General features: G+C 61.5%; 13 protein-coding genes. 9 read left to right on the top strand and 4 right to left on the bottom strand.

Annotation, left to right across the window (positions count from 1 at the left end; all coding sequences use genetic code 11):
• Positions 1-68 precede the first annotated feature (68 nt).
• Entirely contained in the window at positions 69-2,429 is a 2,361-nt protein-coding gene (locus OXG98_04885; GenBank protein MCY3771339.1) for an SO_0444 family Cu/Zn efflux transporter, read from the bottom strand.
• A gap of 442 nt (positions 2,430-2,871) precedes the next feature.
• On the opposite strand from OXG98_04885, the gene OXG98_04880 reads away from it, so the two are divergent.
• From OXG98_04880 to OXG98_04865, 4 genes are read left to right on the top strand one after another with little or no spacing between them, the layout of a single operon-like run.
• Positions 2,872-4,305, top strand: coding sequence for a circularly permuted type 2 ATP-grasp protein (locus tag OXG98_04880; protein ID MCY3771338.1), 1,434 nt, complete (start codon positions 2,872-2,874; stop codon positions 4,303-4,305).
• Positions 4,306-5,274 (top strand): alpha-E domain-containing protein, encoded by a 969-nt coding sequence (locus OXG98_04875; GenBank protein MCY3771337.1) that lies wholly within the window; start codon positions 4,306-4,308, stop codon positions 5,272-5,274. It abuts the gene before it with no gap.
• A gap of 4 nt (positions 5,275-5,278) precedes the next feature.
• Positions 5,279-6,193 carry a transglutaminase family protein gene (locus OXG98_04870; protein MCY3771336.1) on the top strand — a complete coding sequence of 305 codons (915 nt, stop codon included), beginning with the start codon at positions 5,279-5,281 and terminating at the stop codon, positions 6,191-6,193.
• The gene (locus tag OXG98_04865) at positions 6,190-8,112 is read left to right on the top strand and encodes an acetylxylan esterase (GenBank protein ID MCY3771335.1); all 1,923 of its coding nucleotides are present in this window, start codon (positions 6,190-6,192) and stop codon (positions 8,110-8,112) included. The genes OXG98_04870 and OXG98_04865 overlap by 4 nt, the downstream gene beginning before the upstream one ends.
• On the opposite strand, the gene OXG98_04860 is transcribed toward OXG98_04865, so the two are convergent.
• Positions 8,107-9,189: a hypothetical protein gene (locus OXG98_04860; GenBank protein MCY3771334.1), complete on the bottom strand. Its 1,083-nt coding sequence runs from the start codon at positions 9,187-9,189 to the stop codon at positions 8,107-8,109. The genes OXG98_04865 and OXG98_04860 overlap by 6 nt on opposite strands.
• 339 nt (positions 9,190-9,528) lie before the next feature.
• On the opposite strand from OXG98_04860, the gene OXG98_04855 reads away from it, so the two are divergent.
• From OXG98_04855 to OXG98_04845, 3 genes are read left to right on the top strand one after another with little or no spacing between them, the layout of a single operon-like run.
• Positions 9,529-10,596 (top strand): efflux RND transporter periplasmic adaptor subunit, encoded by a 1,068-nt coding sequence (locus tag OXG98_04855; protein MCY3771333.1) that lies wholly within the window; start codon positions 9,529-9,531, stop codon positions 10,594-10,596.
• Positions 10,597-10,641: 45 nt separating this feature from the next.
• Positions 10,642-13,794 carry an efflux RND transporter permease subunit gene (locus tag OXG98_04850; GenBank protein MCY3771332.1) on the top strand — a complete coding sequence of 1,051 codons (3,153 nt, stop codon included), beginning with the start codon at positions 10,642-10,644 and terminating at the stop codon, positions 13,792-13,794.
• A gap of 32 nt (positions 13,795-13,826) precedes the next feature.
• Complete coding sequence (locus tag OXG98_04845) at positions 13,827-15,179, top strand: TolC family protein (GenBank protein ID MCY3771331.1); 1,353 nt, start codon at positions 13,827-13,829, stop codon at positions 15,177-15,179.
• Positions 15,180-15,200: 21 nt separating this feature from the next.
• Here OXG98_04845 and OXG98_04840 read toward each other — a convergent pair whose 3' ends face one another.
• Positions 15,201-15,986: an aldo/keto reductase gene (locus OXG98_04840; GenBank protein ID MCY3771330.1), complete on the bottom strand. Its 786-nt coding sequence runs from the start codon at positions 15,984-15,986 to the stop codon at positions 15,201-15,203.
• Between the two features lie 365 nt (positions 15,987-16,351).
• Here OXG98_04840 and OXG98_04835 point away from each other — a divergent pair, with 365 nt between their 5' ends.
• Both OXG98_04835 and OXG98_04830 read left to right on the top strand, forming a co-directional pair.
• Positions 16,352-17,236: an acetoacetate decarboxylase family protein gene (locus tag OXG98_04835; protein ID MCY3771329.1), complete on the top strand. Its 885-nt coding sequence runs from the start codon at positions 16,352-16,354 to the stop codon at positions 17,234-17,236.
• An 85-nt stretch (positions 17,237-17,321) separates the two neighbouring features.
• Positions 17,322-18,614: an aminotransferase class III-fold pyridoxal phosphate-dependent enzyme gene (locus OXG98_04830; protein MCY3771328.1), complete on the top strand. Its 1,293-nt coding sequence runs from the start codon at positions 17,322-17,324 to the stop codon at positions 18,612-18,614.
• Between the two features lie 3 nt (positions 18,615-18,617).
• On the opposite strand, the gene OXG98_04825 is transcribed toward OXG98_04830, so the two are convergent.
• Positions 18,618-18,878, bottom strand: a 261-nt coding sequence (locus OXG98_04825; protein MCY3771327.1) for a hypothetical protein, incomplete at its 5' end; no start/stop codon positions are given.

Genomic DNA, 18,878 nt, shown 5'->3' with positions numbered 1-18,878 from the left:
GGTGGTCGCCGGGCCCCCCGCGCCGAGGGCGGGGGGGGGCGCCGGCCCTGTGTAGCGTTCCTGTTTGTTCACCCCGAGCCGCGGGGGGGGGGGGTGGGGGGGGGGGGGGGGGGGGGGGGCCGGCCGGCCGCTTCCGCCGATCGCTTCTTCCAGATCGCGACCTTGTTGAAGCTTTGTCTGTTGGGCACGATGATCTTGGGATTTCCAGTCAGCGCGGTTTCCAGCTTTTCTCTCCACAACATGTTCCGGAGAACGTCAGGCGCCGTCTGCATGGCGGTCGCAATGACCGAAATGGCATCGGCTTCCGCCGATGCGGCGACTACCCTGCGGAAAGCCTCTCCGTCGGCCTGTTCCCTTTCGTACTCGGCGTTGCCGTGGGCGCGGGGCACCAGGGAAACCATGAATCGCTGCGCGTTGACGATGATCCTTTCCCGGTCCTCCTGGGCGCTCGAAATCTCCCTGAACGCGCCGATCGCCTCGGCCGCCGGACTGACGTTCAACAAGTTGACCTTGACGAGATCGACGGTGGCGAGCACCGATTGAGCGTCCTGTTCAAAGACATCCGGAGAGAAAAGTCGGGTGAGTTCCCGTTCCAGGTCGGCCCGGTACGCGGTGAGCAGCCCGTCCAGGTCGCGGGCGTTCACGAAGGTACGGATATGTTCCCTGACCGTATCCTCGATGATTTCCGCCGGATCCGACGTGCGATAATGATACGTGTAGGGGTCCTTCACCCGGTACTGGACATCCACGTTGAGCATAAGCATGTTCAGGTCGCCCGAAACGAACTCGTACGGGGTGTCCGCCATAATGGTCTTGACCTCTTTCACCGGCCACTTGTCCACCCTGACGAAGGGACGCGGCGCGAGATAATGCAGGCCGGGCTGAAGGTCTTTCCAGTAGACCTCCCCGAACAGGCGGCCGTATCCGACATGGCCGGGGTGTACGACGGTGAAGCCGCTGCCGAGGAACAGGACCAGGAGCAAGCCCCACAGCATCATGCCCATGGGGGTGCGCGGCGAAATCGTACCGCGCAGGGACCGGTTCCGGGTCAGCCGTTTCCAGGTTTGCTGCCAGCGCCTGGACAGGGGCCGGATATTGAGCATCATATCCTCGTAGCCGCTGCGCATCGCTCCGGCGCGGAACCGCCAGATGATAAGAACGATCAGGAAGATGCCGCCTGCCCATTGGATGAATTGGAGGGTCGCGGACTCGGAAGGAAGCAGATTTACGGAGACGGTCAGTCCCGTCGCCAGCAGCATGATGTCGATGCCGATTCCCAGGGCGGCCGTCACCAGGATGACGGTAGTAACGTATACGGCTGCGAACCGCGTGCCGAACTGGCTCATGATGATCGCGATCGTGCTTGTATTGGTCGCCGGTCCGGTCATCAGAAAGATCAGGGCGGCTCCGGGGCTGAACCCCTTGGCCACCAGCGCGGCGGCTATCGGCGTACTCGCGGAGGCGCAGATGTACAGCGGGACGCCGACGATAATCATGACGGGATAGGAAATCCAACGGGCGTACTCGTTGGCCATCAGGTCCGCGGGAATGATGAGATACAGCACGCCGCCGAGGGCGATACCCACGAGCAGGGCAAAGAGGATATCATCGGCGATCTCGACGAAGCCGTAGTGCAGGATATGCTTGACGATCTTCTTGAAATCGAGCCCGGGGTATTCTTCCTCGATGACATCCTCCCTGGTGGCCTCGTCTGTTTTCTTGCGCTCTACCAGATTCAATTCGCGGTAGAAGGCCGGTTTGATCCAGGATCCGAACCTCCACGTGGAAGCGATGGTCGATATCCCTTTGAACCACTTCACCATCAGCACTTTCATGGCGGAAGGGCTCACGTAGCAGTCGTCCTTATCGGAAAGGAGCGTATCGTGTCCATGGTCGTGATCGTGATCATGGTCGTGATCATGGTCGTGATCGTGGTCGTGATCGTGGTCGTGGTGATCGTGGTCATGATCTTCGTCGCCCGGCCGCGCCGCGCCGCTGTCGTCCCGGATCAGGCCAATGCAGAAGATGCCCGCCACTACGGCGGTGATAAAGCTGATGACCGGCCGGATCACGGCCACCACGAACCCAAAGAAGGCATTGGTGACCAGGATCGAGTCCACTCCCGTTTCCGGCGCCGTAATCAGGAAGGCCATACAGGAGGAACGGGAAGCGCCCTTGCGACGCATTTCGGCTACGACGGGAACGACTGAGCAACTGCAGAGGGGCACCGGAACGCCGACGGCTGAGCTTATGGAAACCGACCTGAGGCTGTCGTCCTGAAGCCATCTGAGTATCGCTTCCCTGGAGATGAAGACGTGGATCAGGCCCGACAGCAACAGGCCGAGAACCAGCATCGGACCCAGCAGCAGGAAGGACATCCAGATGAAATCGAAGTACGCGGTGAGCATGTTGCCGAAATCTAAAACCATATAACGCCTTCCGCGGTGCTAATAAACGGGGATGCTCCTGGTAATCGAGGGAGAGTATCGATCAAACGTCTTTAATCGGAATTCAGGTCGGTGTAATTGGCTTGACAAATCAAGATACCGAGGCATGCAAAAAGTGCAACAAAAATGTTCCACCTTCTTAAATGTTTCAACAGCTTAATTACATGTGATCTTAAACTGCACATGACCATGCAGTACCTGCCGCTGTTGTTTCCGTGAAACAGACTTCCGCTTGATCTGTTGTATTTCCGAATATAACATGTTATCCGGCAGAAAGCATGAGGAAGAGGTGAGAAATGCATGAGTAAGGTATGATGGATGCTTCGCGCGCCTCATCAACGCGCTCGCGCGTCATCAGCGCGTCACCATGCCTTGCAGTTCCAGGACAAGGATCTCGTAGTCACACGGATCGGAGCCCCTGGTTATGGATTTCGACACGTACGAACTGGACGCCGCTTTCTACGACGAGATGTTCCTCCCCGACGGCATGGCGCGCGATCACTGCCGCACGCTATACGAATCCCTGCTCCGGCTCTCCAGTGAAGAACTCGTTCGCATGCAGGAACGGGTTACCCATTCCTTTTCAAGCGAAGGAATCACATTTACCGTTTACGGCGACGAGGAAACCAACGAGCGCATCATGCCCGTCGACTGCCTCCCCCGGCTCATTTCCGCGGGCGAGTGGCGGCAGCTGGAAACCGGTCTTACCCAGCGCCTGAAGGCCTTGAACCGGTTTCTGGCCGATGTTTACGGGCCCGCCCGCATCGTCGCGGACGGGGTCATTCCCGTCGACATGGTCCGGGGCTGTCCCCAGTACCGCGTGGAAATGCGGAGAGTGCCCGTGCCCCACGAGACCTACGTCGCGGTCTGCGGAACCGACTTGGTACGAACGAACGAAGGATTTCATGTCCTGGAGGATAATCTGCGCGTACCCTCCGGCGTATCCTACATGGTCGCCAACCGGAAAGTCGTCAAGACCAATCTTCGAAGGCTGTATCGCAGTTGCCGGGTGCGGGAAGTCGAGCAATACGGCCGCCTGCTCCGTGAAACGCTGCACGAACTCGCGCCCCGCGAAGAAACCGACCCGTGCGTGGTGCTCCTCACCCCTGGTGTATACAATTCGGCATTCTACGAGCACATCTATCTGGCGCATGAGATCGGCGCAACCCTGGTTGAAGGCCGGGACCTGCTGGTCGACGGGGGCTACGTGTACATGCGCACCACCTCCGGCCTGCGCCGGGTGGACGTCATCTACCGCCGGGTGGACGACGATTTCCTGGACCCCCTGGTGTTCCGTACCGACTCCCTTCTGGGCTTGCCGGGCCTGATGGGCGTTTACCGGGCCGGAAACGTGACCCTGGTAAACGCGCCGGGCACGGGTGTCGCGGACGACAAGAGCGTTTACGCCTATGTGCCCGACATGATTCGCTACTACCTGGGCGAAGAACCGCTGCTCAGGAATGTGAAGACTTATATCTGCCGGCGGCCGGAAGATCTGGAGTACACACTGGACAACCTGCAGGATCTCGTCGTGAAACGGGTGGGCGAGTCGGGCGGATACGGCATGCTGATCGGACCCGGGTCGACCCCCGGGGAGCGGGAAGCTTACGCCCGGGAGATGCGCGGGAATCCCGCAGATTTCATCGCGCAGCCCGTGCTCGACCTGTCACGCGCTCCGTGCCTGATCGACGGCCGGGCCGCGGCCCGGCACGTGGACCTGCGCCCCTTCGTGCTCCATGGACGGGAGACGCGCATCGTCCCGGGGGCTTTCTGCCGCGTTGCGTTGCGCGAGGGCAGCCTGGTCGTAAACTCCAGCCAGGGCGGGGGCGGCAAGGACATCTGGGTTCTGGGGGAATGAATGCTGTCTAGAGGCGCACAGGGTCTTTACTGGATGGCCCGGTATCTCGAGCGCGCGGCGCACCTGTGCCGGCTGATGCAGTTGCAGGTGGAAACGCTGGTGGACCGTCCGCTTCGGGAGATCCATTTCGGATGGAACCGGGTATACAGCAGCATGAACCAGTCGCCTCCCGCCGGTACCCTGGAAGCCTTCGGCAGCGATGACTACACGCTCGCCGATTCATACACCCTGGCCGACCACCTCACCTTCGAACCCACGAACCCGGATTCCATCTGGAACTGCTTCGGATACGCTCGGGAGAACGCCCGGCAGGTTCGTAACTACATCAGCGCCGAGATGTGGCTTTCGTTGAACATGGCCTACCTGCGTCTGCAGAAACTCAACATCCAGGAGATCTGGAAGACGACGCCGGAGTCGTTTTACGCCGGGACGGCGGAGGAAATCAACACCTTCACCGGCGTGACCGACGCGACCATGTATCGTGACGACGGCTGGCATTTCATCCAACTGGGCAGATACATCGAACGGGTGCAGCTCTCCGCCGCGGTTCTGTTGTCACAGATCGGCGCCCATGAACGCGAGGACGAGTCATTCGACGCGGACTGGGCGAATCTGCTGCGCGTGTTCCATGCATTTGAAGCGTACGTGCATGCCTATAGCGTCGTCGTTCAACCCGGCCAGGTGCTCGAGCTGATCGTGACAGACGCTATGTTGCCGGGTTCGATCCGCAGGTCCGTGGACATGATCGGCGCCGTGCTGGGCGCCATCGGTCCCGGTCCGGCGCCTCGTTCGAGCGAAGAGGCATCGGAACTGAGCGCCTCACTGTGCGGACTTGTCCGGGAAGGCCGAAACGGCGTGATGGCGTGGCACACGGCGCTTGGCCGGATCAACGTCGACAGCAGAGCGCTTCACCAGTGCATCATGGACGCCTATTTCGACTACCCGTTGGGGGCGCATACCGCCCACTGACACCATGGCAGAAACCCTCCGATACCAGATCGAACATGTGACGAAGTATCGTTACGACCTCCCGGTGCGCAGCTGTTCGATGTACCTGGCGCTTAAACCCGTCGAGGATCGCAGCCAGCGCGTAAACCGGTTTCTGATCGAGACGGAACCGGCAGGTTCGCTCTTCCAGGTTACGGACTGCTTCGGCAATATGAAGCACCAGCTGCACCTGTACCGTGAACACCGGTTCCTGGACATCACGGCCCGATCCACAGTTGACATGATCCCCGCGGATTCGCTGCCGGAGCGGTGCGAAGACGGAGCGTGGGAGACGATCCGGGACTGGCGCGATTCGTTTCATCACTGGGACTTTCTGGATCACAGCGGTCTGGCGCGGCCTTCTTCGGCCCTAGAGCAATTCGTTCAGCGAAACGGGATCGAACCCGCGGGCGATCCGCTGACCGCGTTGAAGCGGCTCTCCGAGCTGCTCTTCGATCGTTTCGAGTATGTGCCGGGAAGCACCTCGATTTCTTCTTCGATTGAACACATCCTGGATACCGGGCGGGGGGTATGTCAGGATTACGCCCACGTCATGATCGCCATCGCGCGGACCTGGGGTATACCTTCCCGGTATGTTTCGGGGTATTTGCATGATATAACGGCCCGGGGCGCGGCCGACCGGGGAATGACCTCCCATGCCTGGGTGGAGTGCCTGTTGCCCGGACTCGGCTGGACCGGATTCGATCCCACGAATTCGACCTTCGTCGACGAGCGGCACGTACGGGTGGCGGTGGGAAGAGACTACCAGGACGTTTCACCCACGCGGGGCGTGTTGCACGGAGGGGGAGATATCCGGCTCGACGTGGAAGTGCGCATGCGGCCTGTATCGGGGAATCATACGGAAATCTCAAGCCAGATTCGAAAGGAGCCGCACCGATGACTGACCGCGCCCGGCATGACGTGGACCCGGAGAACGGCCGGACTGCTCCGGCGCCGTTCCATGAACTCCACATGGTGGATGCCCTGAAGGCGCATCTGCTTGACCGCGTACCCGGATTCAAGCTTCCTGACGCTGAAACGTGGGAAGAGGAAGCCGGGAAGCTGCGCCAGACCATGCTGGATGAGGTGATTTTCAAGGGGGTTCCCGGGGAATGGAGGTCGGGAGAGTCGAATGTCGAATGGAAGGAAGTGATTGAAACAGGCAAGGGATACCGCATTCGCAAGCTGACATACAGGGCGCTGCCCGGTCTGGTGATTCCCGCCCTGCTCTACGAACCCGATCCGTTACCGGCAATGGCGCCGGGCGTGCTGAACCTGAACGGACACGTGGGTCCGCCGGGAAAGGCGGTGGACTACAAGCAGGTGCGGTGCGTCAACCTGGCCAGGCGGGGCATGGTGGCCCTGAATCCCGAATGGCTGTGCTTCGGCGAGTTGCAGGGTCCGGGATACCAGCACAACAACGCCAGTTACCTGGACCTGTGCGGTGTCGCCGGCATAGCCGTTTTCTACCTTGCCATGAGCCGCGCGCTGGACGTATTGCTGGCCCGGGATCCCGTCGATCCCGAGCGCATGGCCGTAACCGGCCTGTCCGGCGGCGGCTGGCAGACGATCATCCTCGCCGCGCTGGACACACGGGTGCGGCTCGCCGTGCCCAACGCCGGCTACATCGGCCTGGACAGCCGGGTCAACCACCGCGCCGACCGGGGTGACATCGAACAGAACGCGTCGGATCTCGCCATGACGGCCGACTATCCCCTGCTCACGGCCATGCTTGCGCCGCGGCCCGCCCTGTTGCTGTACAACGAACACGACGACTGTTGCTTCCAGACCGCCAGGGCAAAACCCTCTGTCTATGAGCCGGTTCGACCGCTCTACGCTGCACTGGGAAGGCCGGACGCCTTTGCGTTTCACAATAATGTAGATCCGGGTACCCACAATTACGAGCTGGAACACCGGGAACGATTCTACCGGTTTCTGAATCGTCATTTCCTGCAGGAGGAGCAGGCCCGTGACGCGGAGATTCCCTCGGAAGACGAAATTCGTACAGAAGAGGAGTTGACGGTTGGAACGCCGGCGGGGAACGCCGATTTCGTTGCCCTGGCCCGGTCCGTCGCGGACGGGCTCAAACGTGGCAAGCCCCCTCGTGAAGCATCCGCACTGGGCCGATGGAGACGCGCGGGCGGGGAACGGCTCAAATCCGTTCTGCGGTATCGGTCCTTTCCGGTCGAGACCGTGACGACGGTTTCCTCGAAGATCGATAACGGGGTCCGGAAGACATGCCGTCATTACCGTCTGCGGGAAGGCTGGATCCTTCCGGTGGCGATATCCTCGCTTCCGAAGCAGGTTTCCGGGAAAACACACGTGATCATGACCGATGAGGGAATGGATGGGGCAGAGCGCCTGGTGGAGGAAACCCTCCGGTTGGGATCTTCGGCCATGGCGGTCGAAGTGATCATGCAAGGCGCGTGCGGACTGGGCAAGGCGCCCCACCAGTGGACGATGATGCTCTCATCGAGCGGCGGCCGGATGCTGGGCCTCCAGGTCGCCCAGCTCGCGGCGGTCATGAATCATATGAAAACGCCCCGGCTGGGTGTGGTCGCCTCCGGACCCGTGTCCTCCGTGATCGCCCTTATGGCGGCGGCCATGTCCGATCGGGAAGTGGATGAAGTCGTGTTGCACAAAGGACTGGACAGCCTGCGCCGCCTGATTGATGAACCTGGACGGTATGAGACCATGTCCTCACTCTTCTGCTTCGGTCTCCTTGGCGCATTCGATCTCGAGCGCCTCATCGCGTGCGCCCTTCCTTCCCGTTTTGTCCTCAAATCTGTCGCCGACCTGTGTTTCGGTCTCGTTCTATAGCGCGGCCCGGATGGCGTCGATGACCAGGCGGGGCGGCAATGCGCGGAGACAAAGCGCGCCCCGGGTGATGGTCGACGTGAGGGGTTCGTGCCGGCATGTCATGAAACAGCCCCTGCAAGACCGGTAATCCGGATGAAAGACCGTGTGCAGATTCGTGTAGCCGTAGTTGCGGGGATAGGGGAAGAAGTACCCGAGGTGGCTGTCCGGACAGACACACACCGTGGGCGTGCCCAGCGTAGCCGCGATATGGCTGAGCACCGAATCGAGTCCGACGAACAGGCGCGCCGCCCTGATCAAACGCATTGCCCGGGATAATGTCGTCTCGATTACCCGCACGTCATGCGAGGCTGTCCATTCCAGGCCCGCGGCCTTCCCGGGCTCAACCAGCGCGACAAACTGTTGATCCGGAAAAGCGCTGATGGTCTCCGCCCAGTGCGGCGGTGGATAGTCTTTCCGCCGGTTCTCGCTGGCGGGTTGCCACGCGACGTAACCCCCCGGCTCTATCCCGAACCGGCGGCATTCCTCCGTCCCCGGCCCGATATGACCCATGTCCGGGCGCCACAACTCTCCGTCCACTGTCTCGACGCCGCACTGTTCAAGCACATGCCGGATGTAATGGGTGTTGTGATTCAGTACATGGAACCCGTCGTCTCCCGTACTGGGGTCCGCCCGGCCCTCGTACGTCGGCACGATCTCGTAACCGGCCGGATAAGGCCGTTCCGGCGCCAGGTCCTTGCCCAGGTAGTATCCTTCGTAGACGAATTTCCGGTCTGCCCGCAGGGCGGCCAGCAGGGAATCTAGGGTGAACAGGCCGCCGTAGAACGTGTGGATGTCCGCGATGATGTACCGAAACGACTGGTTCACGATCCGTTCGAGCGAGGCGGCGGGAGCGGTACCGGAGTCGGTTTCCGCCTCAGACGGATCGGGAAACGGCAGGAAAGCGTCGACGAACGGTTCGACGACAGGCTTCACACGGGATCTTCCCAGGAACCAGACTGGACGGGGATGAAACCACCGGCGCAACTGCTTGAGATGTCCCGTGGCGAGCACCACGTCTCCGATCCTGCCCCATGCCACGTACAGAACGGGCCGGGGTTCCGGATTCGACGGGGATGAAACCCGGGCTGCCCATCTCCGGGTCCTCTCGCGCGACCTGCGATTTCGGTATGCAAAGAAGACGCGGTAAACGAAGTTGTTGAACGGTTTCCACATATATGCCGGGGTCGACCGCAGACCGGCTCCGCGACAAAGGATTCTTTCCTGCCGCGGACAACGGTTTTATTGAATGAACCCCCTTCTCCTTTGTATAGATGTACTTGACAGGTTTTCCTGATGTTACGTAATTGGGGCCGGTCCTGCAAGTCGACATTCGTGGGCTGAAACAGGGCGTGGCAGCAAGACAAGGAGCAGGCATTGATGATCACCCGCATTATGAGTCGGTTCGGTTTGGCCGCATGCATGGCAGGCGTACTGGCGGCCGCGGGCTGCAGCGAAAGCGGCAGCGCCGCCAACGAAGCGGCCGTCGTGGAGGAGACGCGGGCCGTAAACGTGGTGACCCGGGTGGTCCGCCCCCGGGAATTCATCAATCACCTCAGGCTGGTGGGCGAAGTCAAGCCGGTCCGGCGTGTTGTGGTGAGTATCGAAGCGACCGGACTGGTAAAGCGCATTGAGGTTGAAAAAGGCGAGTCTGTGCGGCAGAACGCCGTGCTGGCCCGGCTGGACGACGAGTTGCTCAGGGCTGCCGCGGACGAGGCCGAGGCGGCCGTGAACGCCAGCGGCCTGACCCTGCGCAACCAGAAGCGGCTGTTGGAGCAGAAAGCGCTTGCGGAGTCCGTGTACCTCGACACCAGGTATCGCCATGACATGAATCTCGCGCGGCGTCAACAGGCGCAGACCTACCTGAGCAAGACGGTCATCCGGGCGCCAATCTCCGGCGTGGTGGACAGCCGCAATCTGGAGGTGGGCGAACTGGCCACGCCGGGAAGGGAACTGATGGACCTGGTAGATATCGACCGGGTCAAAATCGTGACCGGCGTCCCCGAACGGCATTTGAAACACGTCGCCGAGGGCACGCGGGCCGCGTTGACGTTTCCCGCCTATCCGGACGTCACCCTGGAAGCGGATGTCTCCTATATCGGAACGACGCTGGACCCGGACAGCCGAACCGTACCCGTTGAAATCACGCTGGACAATCCGGCGCACCGGCTCAAGCCCGAAATGGCCGTCACCATCCGCGTCGTCAAAGACAACATACCGGAAGCCATCGTCATCCCCCAGGACGCCGTCATAGACACCGACCAGGGCCGGATCGTATTCGTGGCGGACCAGAGCGTCGCCCGGTCCGTACCGGTTGGGCTTGGTTCGACTTCGGGCGACCAGGTCCTGGTTACGAGCGGACTTGCGGCCGGCGATTCCCTGATTGTCGTGGGCCACCGGAACCTGGTGAACGGTGAATCCATTCAGGTCAGAAACGACAGGATGTAACGCGGTGACGGCGTTCGCCCCAGGCATCCACGGGAGTATCCCCACTTGAAAGTCTCTGACCTGGCTATCAAAAACAGAATCAGCATCTTCGTCATGACCGGGGCCGTCATACTCCTCGGCTTCATGTCCTACCTGTCCCTCCCGCGCGAATCCGCTCCCTCGATCACCATACCGATCGTTTTCGTCGCCACCCCCTATTTCGGCGTGTCTCCCGCGGATATCGAGAACCTCGTTACCCAGCCGATCGAGAAGCACCTTGAAGAACTCGCCAACGTGAAGGAGATCTCCTCTACCTCCAGCGAGGGCATCTCGACGGTGGTCATCGAGTTTGAAACCGACGTCGACATCAACAACGCGCTCCAGAAGGTTCGTGAAGAGGTCGACCTCGCGCGGGCCGAGATCCCGGACGACGCGGAGGAATCCACCGTCCAGGAGATCAATTTCGACGACATCCCCATCCTCGTGATCAACGTCGCGGGGACTCACAGCCTCGTAACGCTGAAAGACATCGCGGAGGACCTGGAACAGCGTATCGAACAGGTTCCGGGCGTGCTGGACGTAACGGTCGCGGGCGGGTTGGAACGGGAAGTCCAGGTCAACGTCGATCCGGATCGGCTGGTGTACTACGGCCTGGAACTCGATGATATCATCGAAACGATTCGCCAGGAAAACCTGAATATGCCCGGCGGATCGATCAAGACCGGTACCCTGCGGTACGCCGTCCGGGTCCCGGGTGAATTCACGACCCCGGACGAGATCGGGGCACTGGTGGTCAAGACCCGCAATCGACAACCCATCGCCATCGCGGACGTGGCGGAGGTCCGGTTCGGTTTCAAAGAGGAAACCACCTTCGCACGCATGAACGGCCTGCCCTGTGTCTCCCTGAACGTACAGAAACGCAGCGGAGAGAACCTGATTCAGATCGCCGACGCCGTAAAGGAACTGCTGGACGAGGAGCGGGGACGATTGCCGAAGACCGTAAACCTGGCGGTCCTGGCGGATCAGTCCAAGGACATCCGGTCCATGATCAGCGACCTGGAGAACAATATCATCTCGGGCCTGATCCTCGTCGTCTGCGTGCTGTTCATGTTCATGGGCGTGCGCAACGCGCTTTTCGTGGCCATAGCGATTCCGCTGTCCATGCTGATCTCCTTCATCGTGCTCGATATCCTGGGCTACACGTTGAACATGGTCGTGCTCTTCAGCCTGATCCTCGCGCTCGGCATGCTCGTGGACAACGCCATCGTCATCGTCGAGAACATCTACCGCCACCGCGAGGAAGGCACTCCCCTGATCCGCGCCGCCCGCGAAGGAGTGGGCGAGGTGGCCGTGCCGGTCTGCACTTCCACCCTCACGACCCTGTGCGCCTTCACCCCCATGCTTTTCTGGCCCGGCATCATCGGCGATTTCATGAGTTACCTGCCGGCCACGCTGATCATCACCCTTTCTGCCTCGCTTTTCGTCGGGCTCATCATCAATCCCACGGTCTGCTCCGTGCTGCTCACCGTGAACTCAGCCCGGAAGGACCAGAAGTGGCTGATGATCGTACGTCAGCGGTACAGCCGGTTTCTCATGTGGGCGCTGGCGCATCGAACGCCGGTCATGTTCGTCACCTGCGGCGCGCTCGTCGGGATGATCGTGCTTTACGGGCTGATCGGCAAGGGGGTGGAATTCTTCCCGGAGACCGAACCGAACCAGGCTTACATCGATGTGAACACGGCGATCGGCACCAAGCTGGACGTCTCCGACGGCATCGTCCGCCAGGCAGAGGATTTCATCCAGGACGTACCCGACATGAACCAGTATGTCGCCAGTGTGGGATCATCCCCGAATCCGCAGGATTTCAGCGCGGGTGGCGGCGGGACGCCCCACAAGTCGCGGATCATCGTGGACTTTTTCGAACGGCAGGACAGGGGGCAGTCCTCTTTCAGTACGGTGGAGATGATCAGGCAGCGGATGGAGCGCCTCATCGGCGCCGACGTGGAAATCATCACGCCGCAGCCCGGTCCGCCCACCGCGGCGCCCGTCAACATTGAAATCGTGGGAGAGGACTTCGCCGTGCTCAGCCGGCTGGCCGATGAAGCCGTGCTGCTCATCGAAAACATCCCGGGCCTTGTGGACCTCAAGGACGACTACGACTCCGGCAAGCCGGAACTGAAGGTGGAAATCGACCGCGAGCAGGCCGCCCTGCTTGAACTGAACACGGCGCAGATCGCCCGGGCGGTGCGTACGGCCATCAACGGCACGGAAGCCTCCAAGTACCGTGTCGGCGAGGAAGAATACGACATCGTCGTACGTTTCGCCGAGCCGGAGCGATCCACGTTCGCCGACCTGGAACGTATACACATCATCCACGATGACGAACTCGTTTCGTTGAGCATCCTGGCCCAGACCCGCGTGGCCGGCGGGGTGGGGTCGATCAAGCGGAAGGACCAGGAACGCGTGCTCACCATCGAGGGCGACGTGGAAGGCCGGCTCGCCAACGATGTGCTCACGGACGTGCAGGTCGCCCTGGCGGACCTCGCGCTTCCGGAAGGTTACGCCCTGCGGTACGCCGGTGAAAACGTCGAACAAGACGAAGCCACCGCCTTTCTCTCCAGGGCTTTTTTCATCGCTCTGATCCTGATCACCCTCGTGCTGGTCACGCAGTTCAACTCCGTCACCATGCCCTTCATCATCATGATGTCCGTGGTGCTGTCGCTGATCGGCGTCCTCTTCGGCCTGATCGTGACGGCCACGCCCTTCGGCATCATCATGACCGGGATCGGGGTCATCAGCCTGGCGGGGGTGGTCGTCAACAACGCCATCGTGCTGATCGACTATATCAGGAAACTTCGAAGGCGCGGACTGCGCCGAAGAGAGGCGATCGTGCAGGGTGGGGTGACCCGGTTGCGGCCGGTCCTGTTGACGGCGATCACCACCATCCTCGGCCTCATTCCCCTGACTACCGGGATCAGCTTCAATTTCATGACCCTGACCCTGGAAGTAGGCGGCGAAAGTTCGCAGTGGTGGGGTCCCATGGGCGTAGCCGTGATCTTCGGACTGGCCATTGCCACGGTGTTGACCCTGATCGTGGTTCCCGTGATGTACGATTTCGTATCGGGATGGGCCGAGCGGGGTGACGCGGAGGCCAGGGCCGAGGAAGAAAGCGGGCGGGACAGCGGTGCCGCCGTTGATCAGCCCGTACCCGCGGTATGACCGAAAGCCGAAGAATTAAGCCGGAGGATAGCATGATTCGCGCCGTGATTAATGCTGTGGTGTCGATCGCCCTTGCGGCCGGCGTCGCACTTCCGTTGTCCGCCCAGCAGGACGACGAGATCGTGCTTACGCTCGACCGGGCCGTCGAGCTTGCGCTCAGGAACAACGAATCCCTGCTGAGCACCCGGCTGGAGGAAGACCGTGCCCGGGCGCGCGTGCGGGAAGCGTATTCCGAAGCGCTGCCCAAGCTCGACTTCAGCAGTTCCATCACCCGGAACTGGGCTCTTCCGGAGTTCAATTTCGGCGGCCAGACCTTCAAGGTGGGCACCGACAACGTGATCAACTTCGGACTCGATCTATCCCAGACCATCTATCGGGGCGGGCAGGTCGGAGTCGGCCTGAGAATCGCGCGCTACTTCCAGCAGATTTCGGCATCCAACACGGAACGTATGCGGGGGGACATCGTGCACCAGGTCCACGAAGGGTACTACGATGTCCTGCTGGCCGAAGCCACGCTGGAGGTTTCCACGGCGGCTCATGACCGTGCCGTGGCCCAGTACGAAGGCGTACAGCGTTTTTACGAAGCCGGGACGGTATCGGATTATGACGTACTCAGGGCTCGGGTGGAAGTAACCAACGCCCTCCCGCCGGTCACCCAGGCCGGGAACCGGCTCGCGATCGCGAAAGCGAACTTAAAGCGCCTGATCGGATTGCCGCGGCAGGTGCGTATCCGGTGTACCGGCAGCCTCGACGTAGACGTATCCGGCTTGCCGGAGGACATCGAAACGGCCGTGGACCAGGCGCTGGAGAACCGGTCGGACCTGAAAGCCGCCCGGCTGCAGACCACGATGAACGATGCGGCGATCCGGCTCGCACGGGGAGAAAACGGACTCGACGTATCGCTTTCCGCGGGATACCTGATGCAGGCCCAGGTGAACGACCCCGGTTTCAAGTCGATCGGGTTCAACGACTTCTCCCGGAGTTGGAACACGCTCATCAACGTATCGATTCCGGTCTTCGACGGCAGACAGAACTCGGGCCGTATCATGCAGGCCCAGGCGGACTATGAGCTGTCAAGGTACGTCGAACACCAGCTCGGAAAGCAGATCGAGGTGGACGTCACCGAGGCCGTGCTCAACGTGGTGGAGGCATCGGAACGCGTAAGGGCGGGCGAGGAGGCCGTCGAATTGGCCAGCCGCGGCCTGTCCATCGCGCAGGTACAGTACGAGGGCGGCGTCAGCACGCAGCTCGAGCTCATCGACGCCCAGTTCGTCCTGAAGCAGGCCGAGACCGATCACGTTACGGCGAAGTACGACTACGCCACGGCCGCCGCGAAGTTGCGTAATGTCCTGGGCATGATGGACGTTCGACCGGATGACCGGTGAGGCAGCCGGTCCGTATCTTTGCTACCGCGCCATGCCCGGCCCCCGGTAGGCGCGTGTGAAGGGCAGGCCAAAGGGTTCCTCGAAAGGCCGGAAGGGCACCATGTCCGCGATTTCCCGCACCCGGTCCATGACCGTCCCGGAAAGCGGACCCGACGCCACGTAACCGACGTTCTGCTCGACCTCCTCGACCGATCTCGATCCCGACAGGACCGTGGATACGACGGGGTTGGACAACACCCAGCGGATCGCCAGTTCCGGCAGAGGCATGTCCAGCTCCTCCACCAGGGCATATAGCCGCCTGAACTGCTCGCGCCGGGGCGGTGACAACCAGGGCGCCCCGCACTCCACCTGCTCGGTGTAACAGGCGGACAGCGCCCCCTGCTGCAGCGGGGATCCCACGACAATCCCCATGTGCTGCTTCACGGCCTCGGGAAACACCGCGTGGACCGCTTCCTGCCAGAGCAGGCTGTAATTGAACGCCGTGAGCACGACATCGTACGCGCCGGTCGCCATGATAGCGGGCAGCGTATACGCCGTCGTACCTCCCAGGCCGGTGTGCCGGATTATGCCTTCCGACTTCAGTGCCTCGAGCAGTTCGCACACGGGGCCGTGAAACCGTTCCCAGTCCGTAAACCAGTCGTACTGGCCGGGCCGGTCAGGTTCGTGGATCATGAGTATGTCGATCGTGTCGCGATTCAATAGTTCGAGGCTGGTCTCAATGGAGCGGCGCAACTGTTCCGTGTCCCGGGGATCGAAGGGTTTCGGCCGTCCGCCGAGTTTGGTCGAAAGGATGTAGGGTTGCGCCACCCCTTCCAGGCCTGGCCCATCACTTCCTCGGAATCGCTGTATGACGGTGCCGTGTCGACATAGTTTATACCGAGTTCCAGTCCCCGCCGAACCGCCCGAATGCCTTCGTCCCGCTCCGAGCCGTAGGTCGATACAAACAACCCGCCGAGTCCGATCTCGCTGACCCGGATGCCGGTCTTCCCGAGGATTCTGTGCCGCATGGCCTTCCCGCCTGTCGCATACCCCGAACTTGACATGGATTGAAAGGATTGTATATAGTCCGACCATTGAAACGCCAGCACATATTTGACAGTCCGGCGTGTATTCGCGTCCCGGTGCGCACTTCGACCCGGCGGCGAACTGCCGGGTTTCCGTGAGAAAACGCCATGCCCTACAAGCTTCAGCCCGGCCGGATGTACATGATGCCGACACATTTCGGACCAGCGGCGGGTCCCAGGCAGGGACCCGAAGGACACGGATTCGACTGTCGGGATACTCCCCGGTCCATTTCATATTCCGTGAGATTCCTGACCAGGGCGGAACAGCTCGACGCCCTGCTTCCGGCGGGTTTCACACTGGCCGGCGAACCCGTGGTCACCGTGACGGTTTCCTATCTGACCGAAATAGAATGGCTGGCCGGCAGGGGATACAATACCCTCGGGGTCAGTTTCCCGGCCGAGTACGCAGGAAAGCGGGACCGGGCCAGGGGCCCCTTTCTCGCCGTCTTGTGGGAGAACCTGGCCGACCCGATATTGACGGGAAGAGAACAGTTGGGCTTCTCGAAGATCTACTGCGCGATCCCGCCGCCGGTCGTCTTGAACGGCGAAACCCGCTGCGCGGCGGAGTGGCTCGGCTTTACCTTCATGGACATGCGCCTGACGGATATGGAGAAGGCCCCGGCGGAGGCCGAAGGAGAAGCGGCCGAGGACAAAACGACTGCGGAAAAAGGCAATGGCGCGGAGATAGGGGAAGATCGCGCCGTGGTGACGGGAACCCTTCACTACAAGTACATACCCCGTACCGGCGAGTGGGGCGAGGCCGACGCGGAGTATGCCGTGTTGACCCCGTCCGCCGCCCCGAACCGCAGGGTGACGGCGCAGTGGAACGGCAAAGGCAGGGTGCGGTTCCACCGGGCAGCGTGGCGGGACCTGCCGACGCAGTATCACATCGTCAACGCCTTCGAGGGACTCGAGCAGATCGCCGTCCGCGGCGCGAGTATCGTCGAGACCGTGGGAGGCCAGGATCTGAGCGACCAGCGCGTTTTAACGTAGACGGCCCCCGGTTTCGAACCGGACTCGCCGGTTTCCGAGCCGGACGCAGGGATTCCAAACCGGACGCGTGATTCCCGGAGTATACATGGTACGTCGAAGTGAACCGCAAGAATACATCTTCCACCGTGCGCGCAAGGACCACTGGCCCCGGATTTCACATGGCAGGGGATGCTATCTGTATGATACGGAAGGCAGGGCCTATCTGGACGCGTGTGCGGGGGTGCACGTGGTCAGCATCGGCCACGGCGTCGAGGAAATCGCCGAGGCCATGGCCGAACAGGCCCGAAAGGTCACCTTCGCCTACGGTCAGTTCACCAGCCAGCCACAGATCGACCTGGCCCGGAAAATCACCGAAATGGCCCCCGAAGGAATGGGCCGGGTGTTCTTCGTATCCGGCGGATCGGAAGCCACGGAAGCGGCCATGAAGATCGCGCGTAAATACCACATTGAAACAGGGAACCCGTCAAAGTATCAGGTCGTTTCCTGCTGGCAGAGCTGGCACGGCAATACGATCGGCGCCCTGTCCATGTCGGGCCGGTCGGCCTGGAGGAAGGACTACACGCCCTATCTGCTGGACTTCCCCCATATTGGGCAGCACAGTACCGACGAACTGGAGCGCGTGATCCGGCAGACCGGCGCGGAGTACATATCCGCCTTCATCGTCGAACCCATCCTGGGAACGTCCTCCGCCGGACTGGCGCCTCCGGACGACTACTTCAGCACGATCAGGGACATCTGCGATCACTACCGGATTCTCCTGATCATCGATGAAGTCGTCACCGGATACGGCAGGACCGGGGTCAACTTCGGGATCGACCACTGGGGGATCGTCCCGGACCTGATGGCGACCGGGAAGGGACTCAGCAGTGGATACACGCCGATCGCCGCGACCATAGCGCGGGACGAGATTTACGATGCCATCTATGAGACCGCGCCGGCCTTCGTTCACGGCCATACCTACGGCGGTAATCCCCTGTCCTGCGCCACCGCTTTGGCCGTACAGGAATATGTCGAAAGTCACCATCTCGTAAAGCGTTGTGCGAAAATGGGTGAAGTGATGCTTGAACAACTGGAGCCGCTGACCGAACTGCCCATGGTGCGTACGGTGCGGGGCAAGGGCCTGCTCTGCGGCGTCGAATTCGCGGCGGACAAGGAGCGGGGTACTCCCTTCGAACCCTCGCTTGGCGTGACGGGACGCGTGGTCCGGGAAGCCTTTGACCGGGGCGTACTGATCATGCCGGGGGCTCCAGGCCCCCTCGACGGAGTCAACGGCGACCACGTCGCGATCAGCCCGCCCTATACCGTCAGCGAAAACGAGGTGGGCCGGATAGCCACGGTGCTCCGGGAGGCGGTAGAAACGGTCGAGCGGACGCTCTGACTCCTACTGCATGTAGTTTTTAACACCCAGATCCAGGTAGGACCGGTAGGCCCCGTCGGCGAACAACTGGCTGAAGGATCGTGTATACTGGAGCACCGTGGTCATCAGGTGCCGGTCTACCCGCTTCGGATGGGCCCTCTGCCGCAGATTCACGAAAGCGCGGATCATCACGCTATGGCTGTCCGTCGGCAGATATCGGATGTTGTCCGCGAATTCGTCCAGACGTCCCTCGGGGTAGAGGTAGTACTCGACATTGGATAGATA

Source organism: Gemmatimonadota bacterium (assembly GCA_026706345.1).
GTDB lineage: Bacteria > JAAXHH01 > JAAXHH01 > JAAXHH01 > JAAXHH01 > JAAXHH01.
The sequence above is the reverse complement of the archived record's forward strand: the minus strand, read 5'-3'. Positions and strand labels throughout refer to the sequence as shown.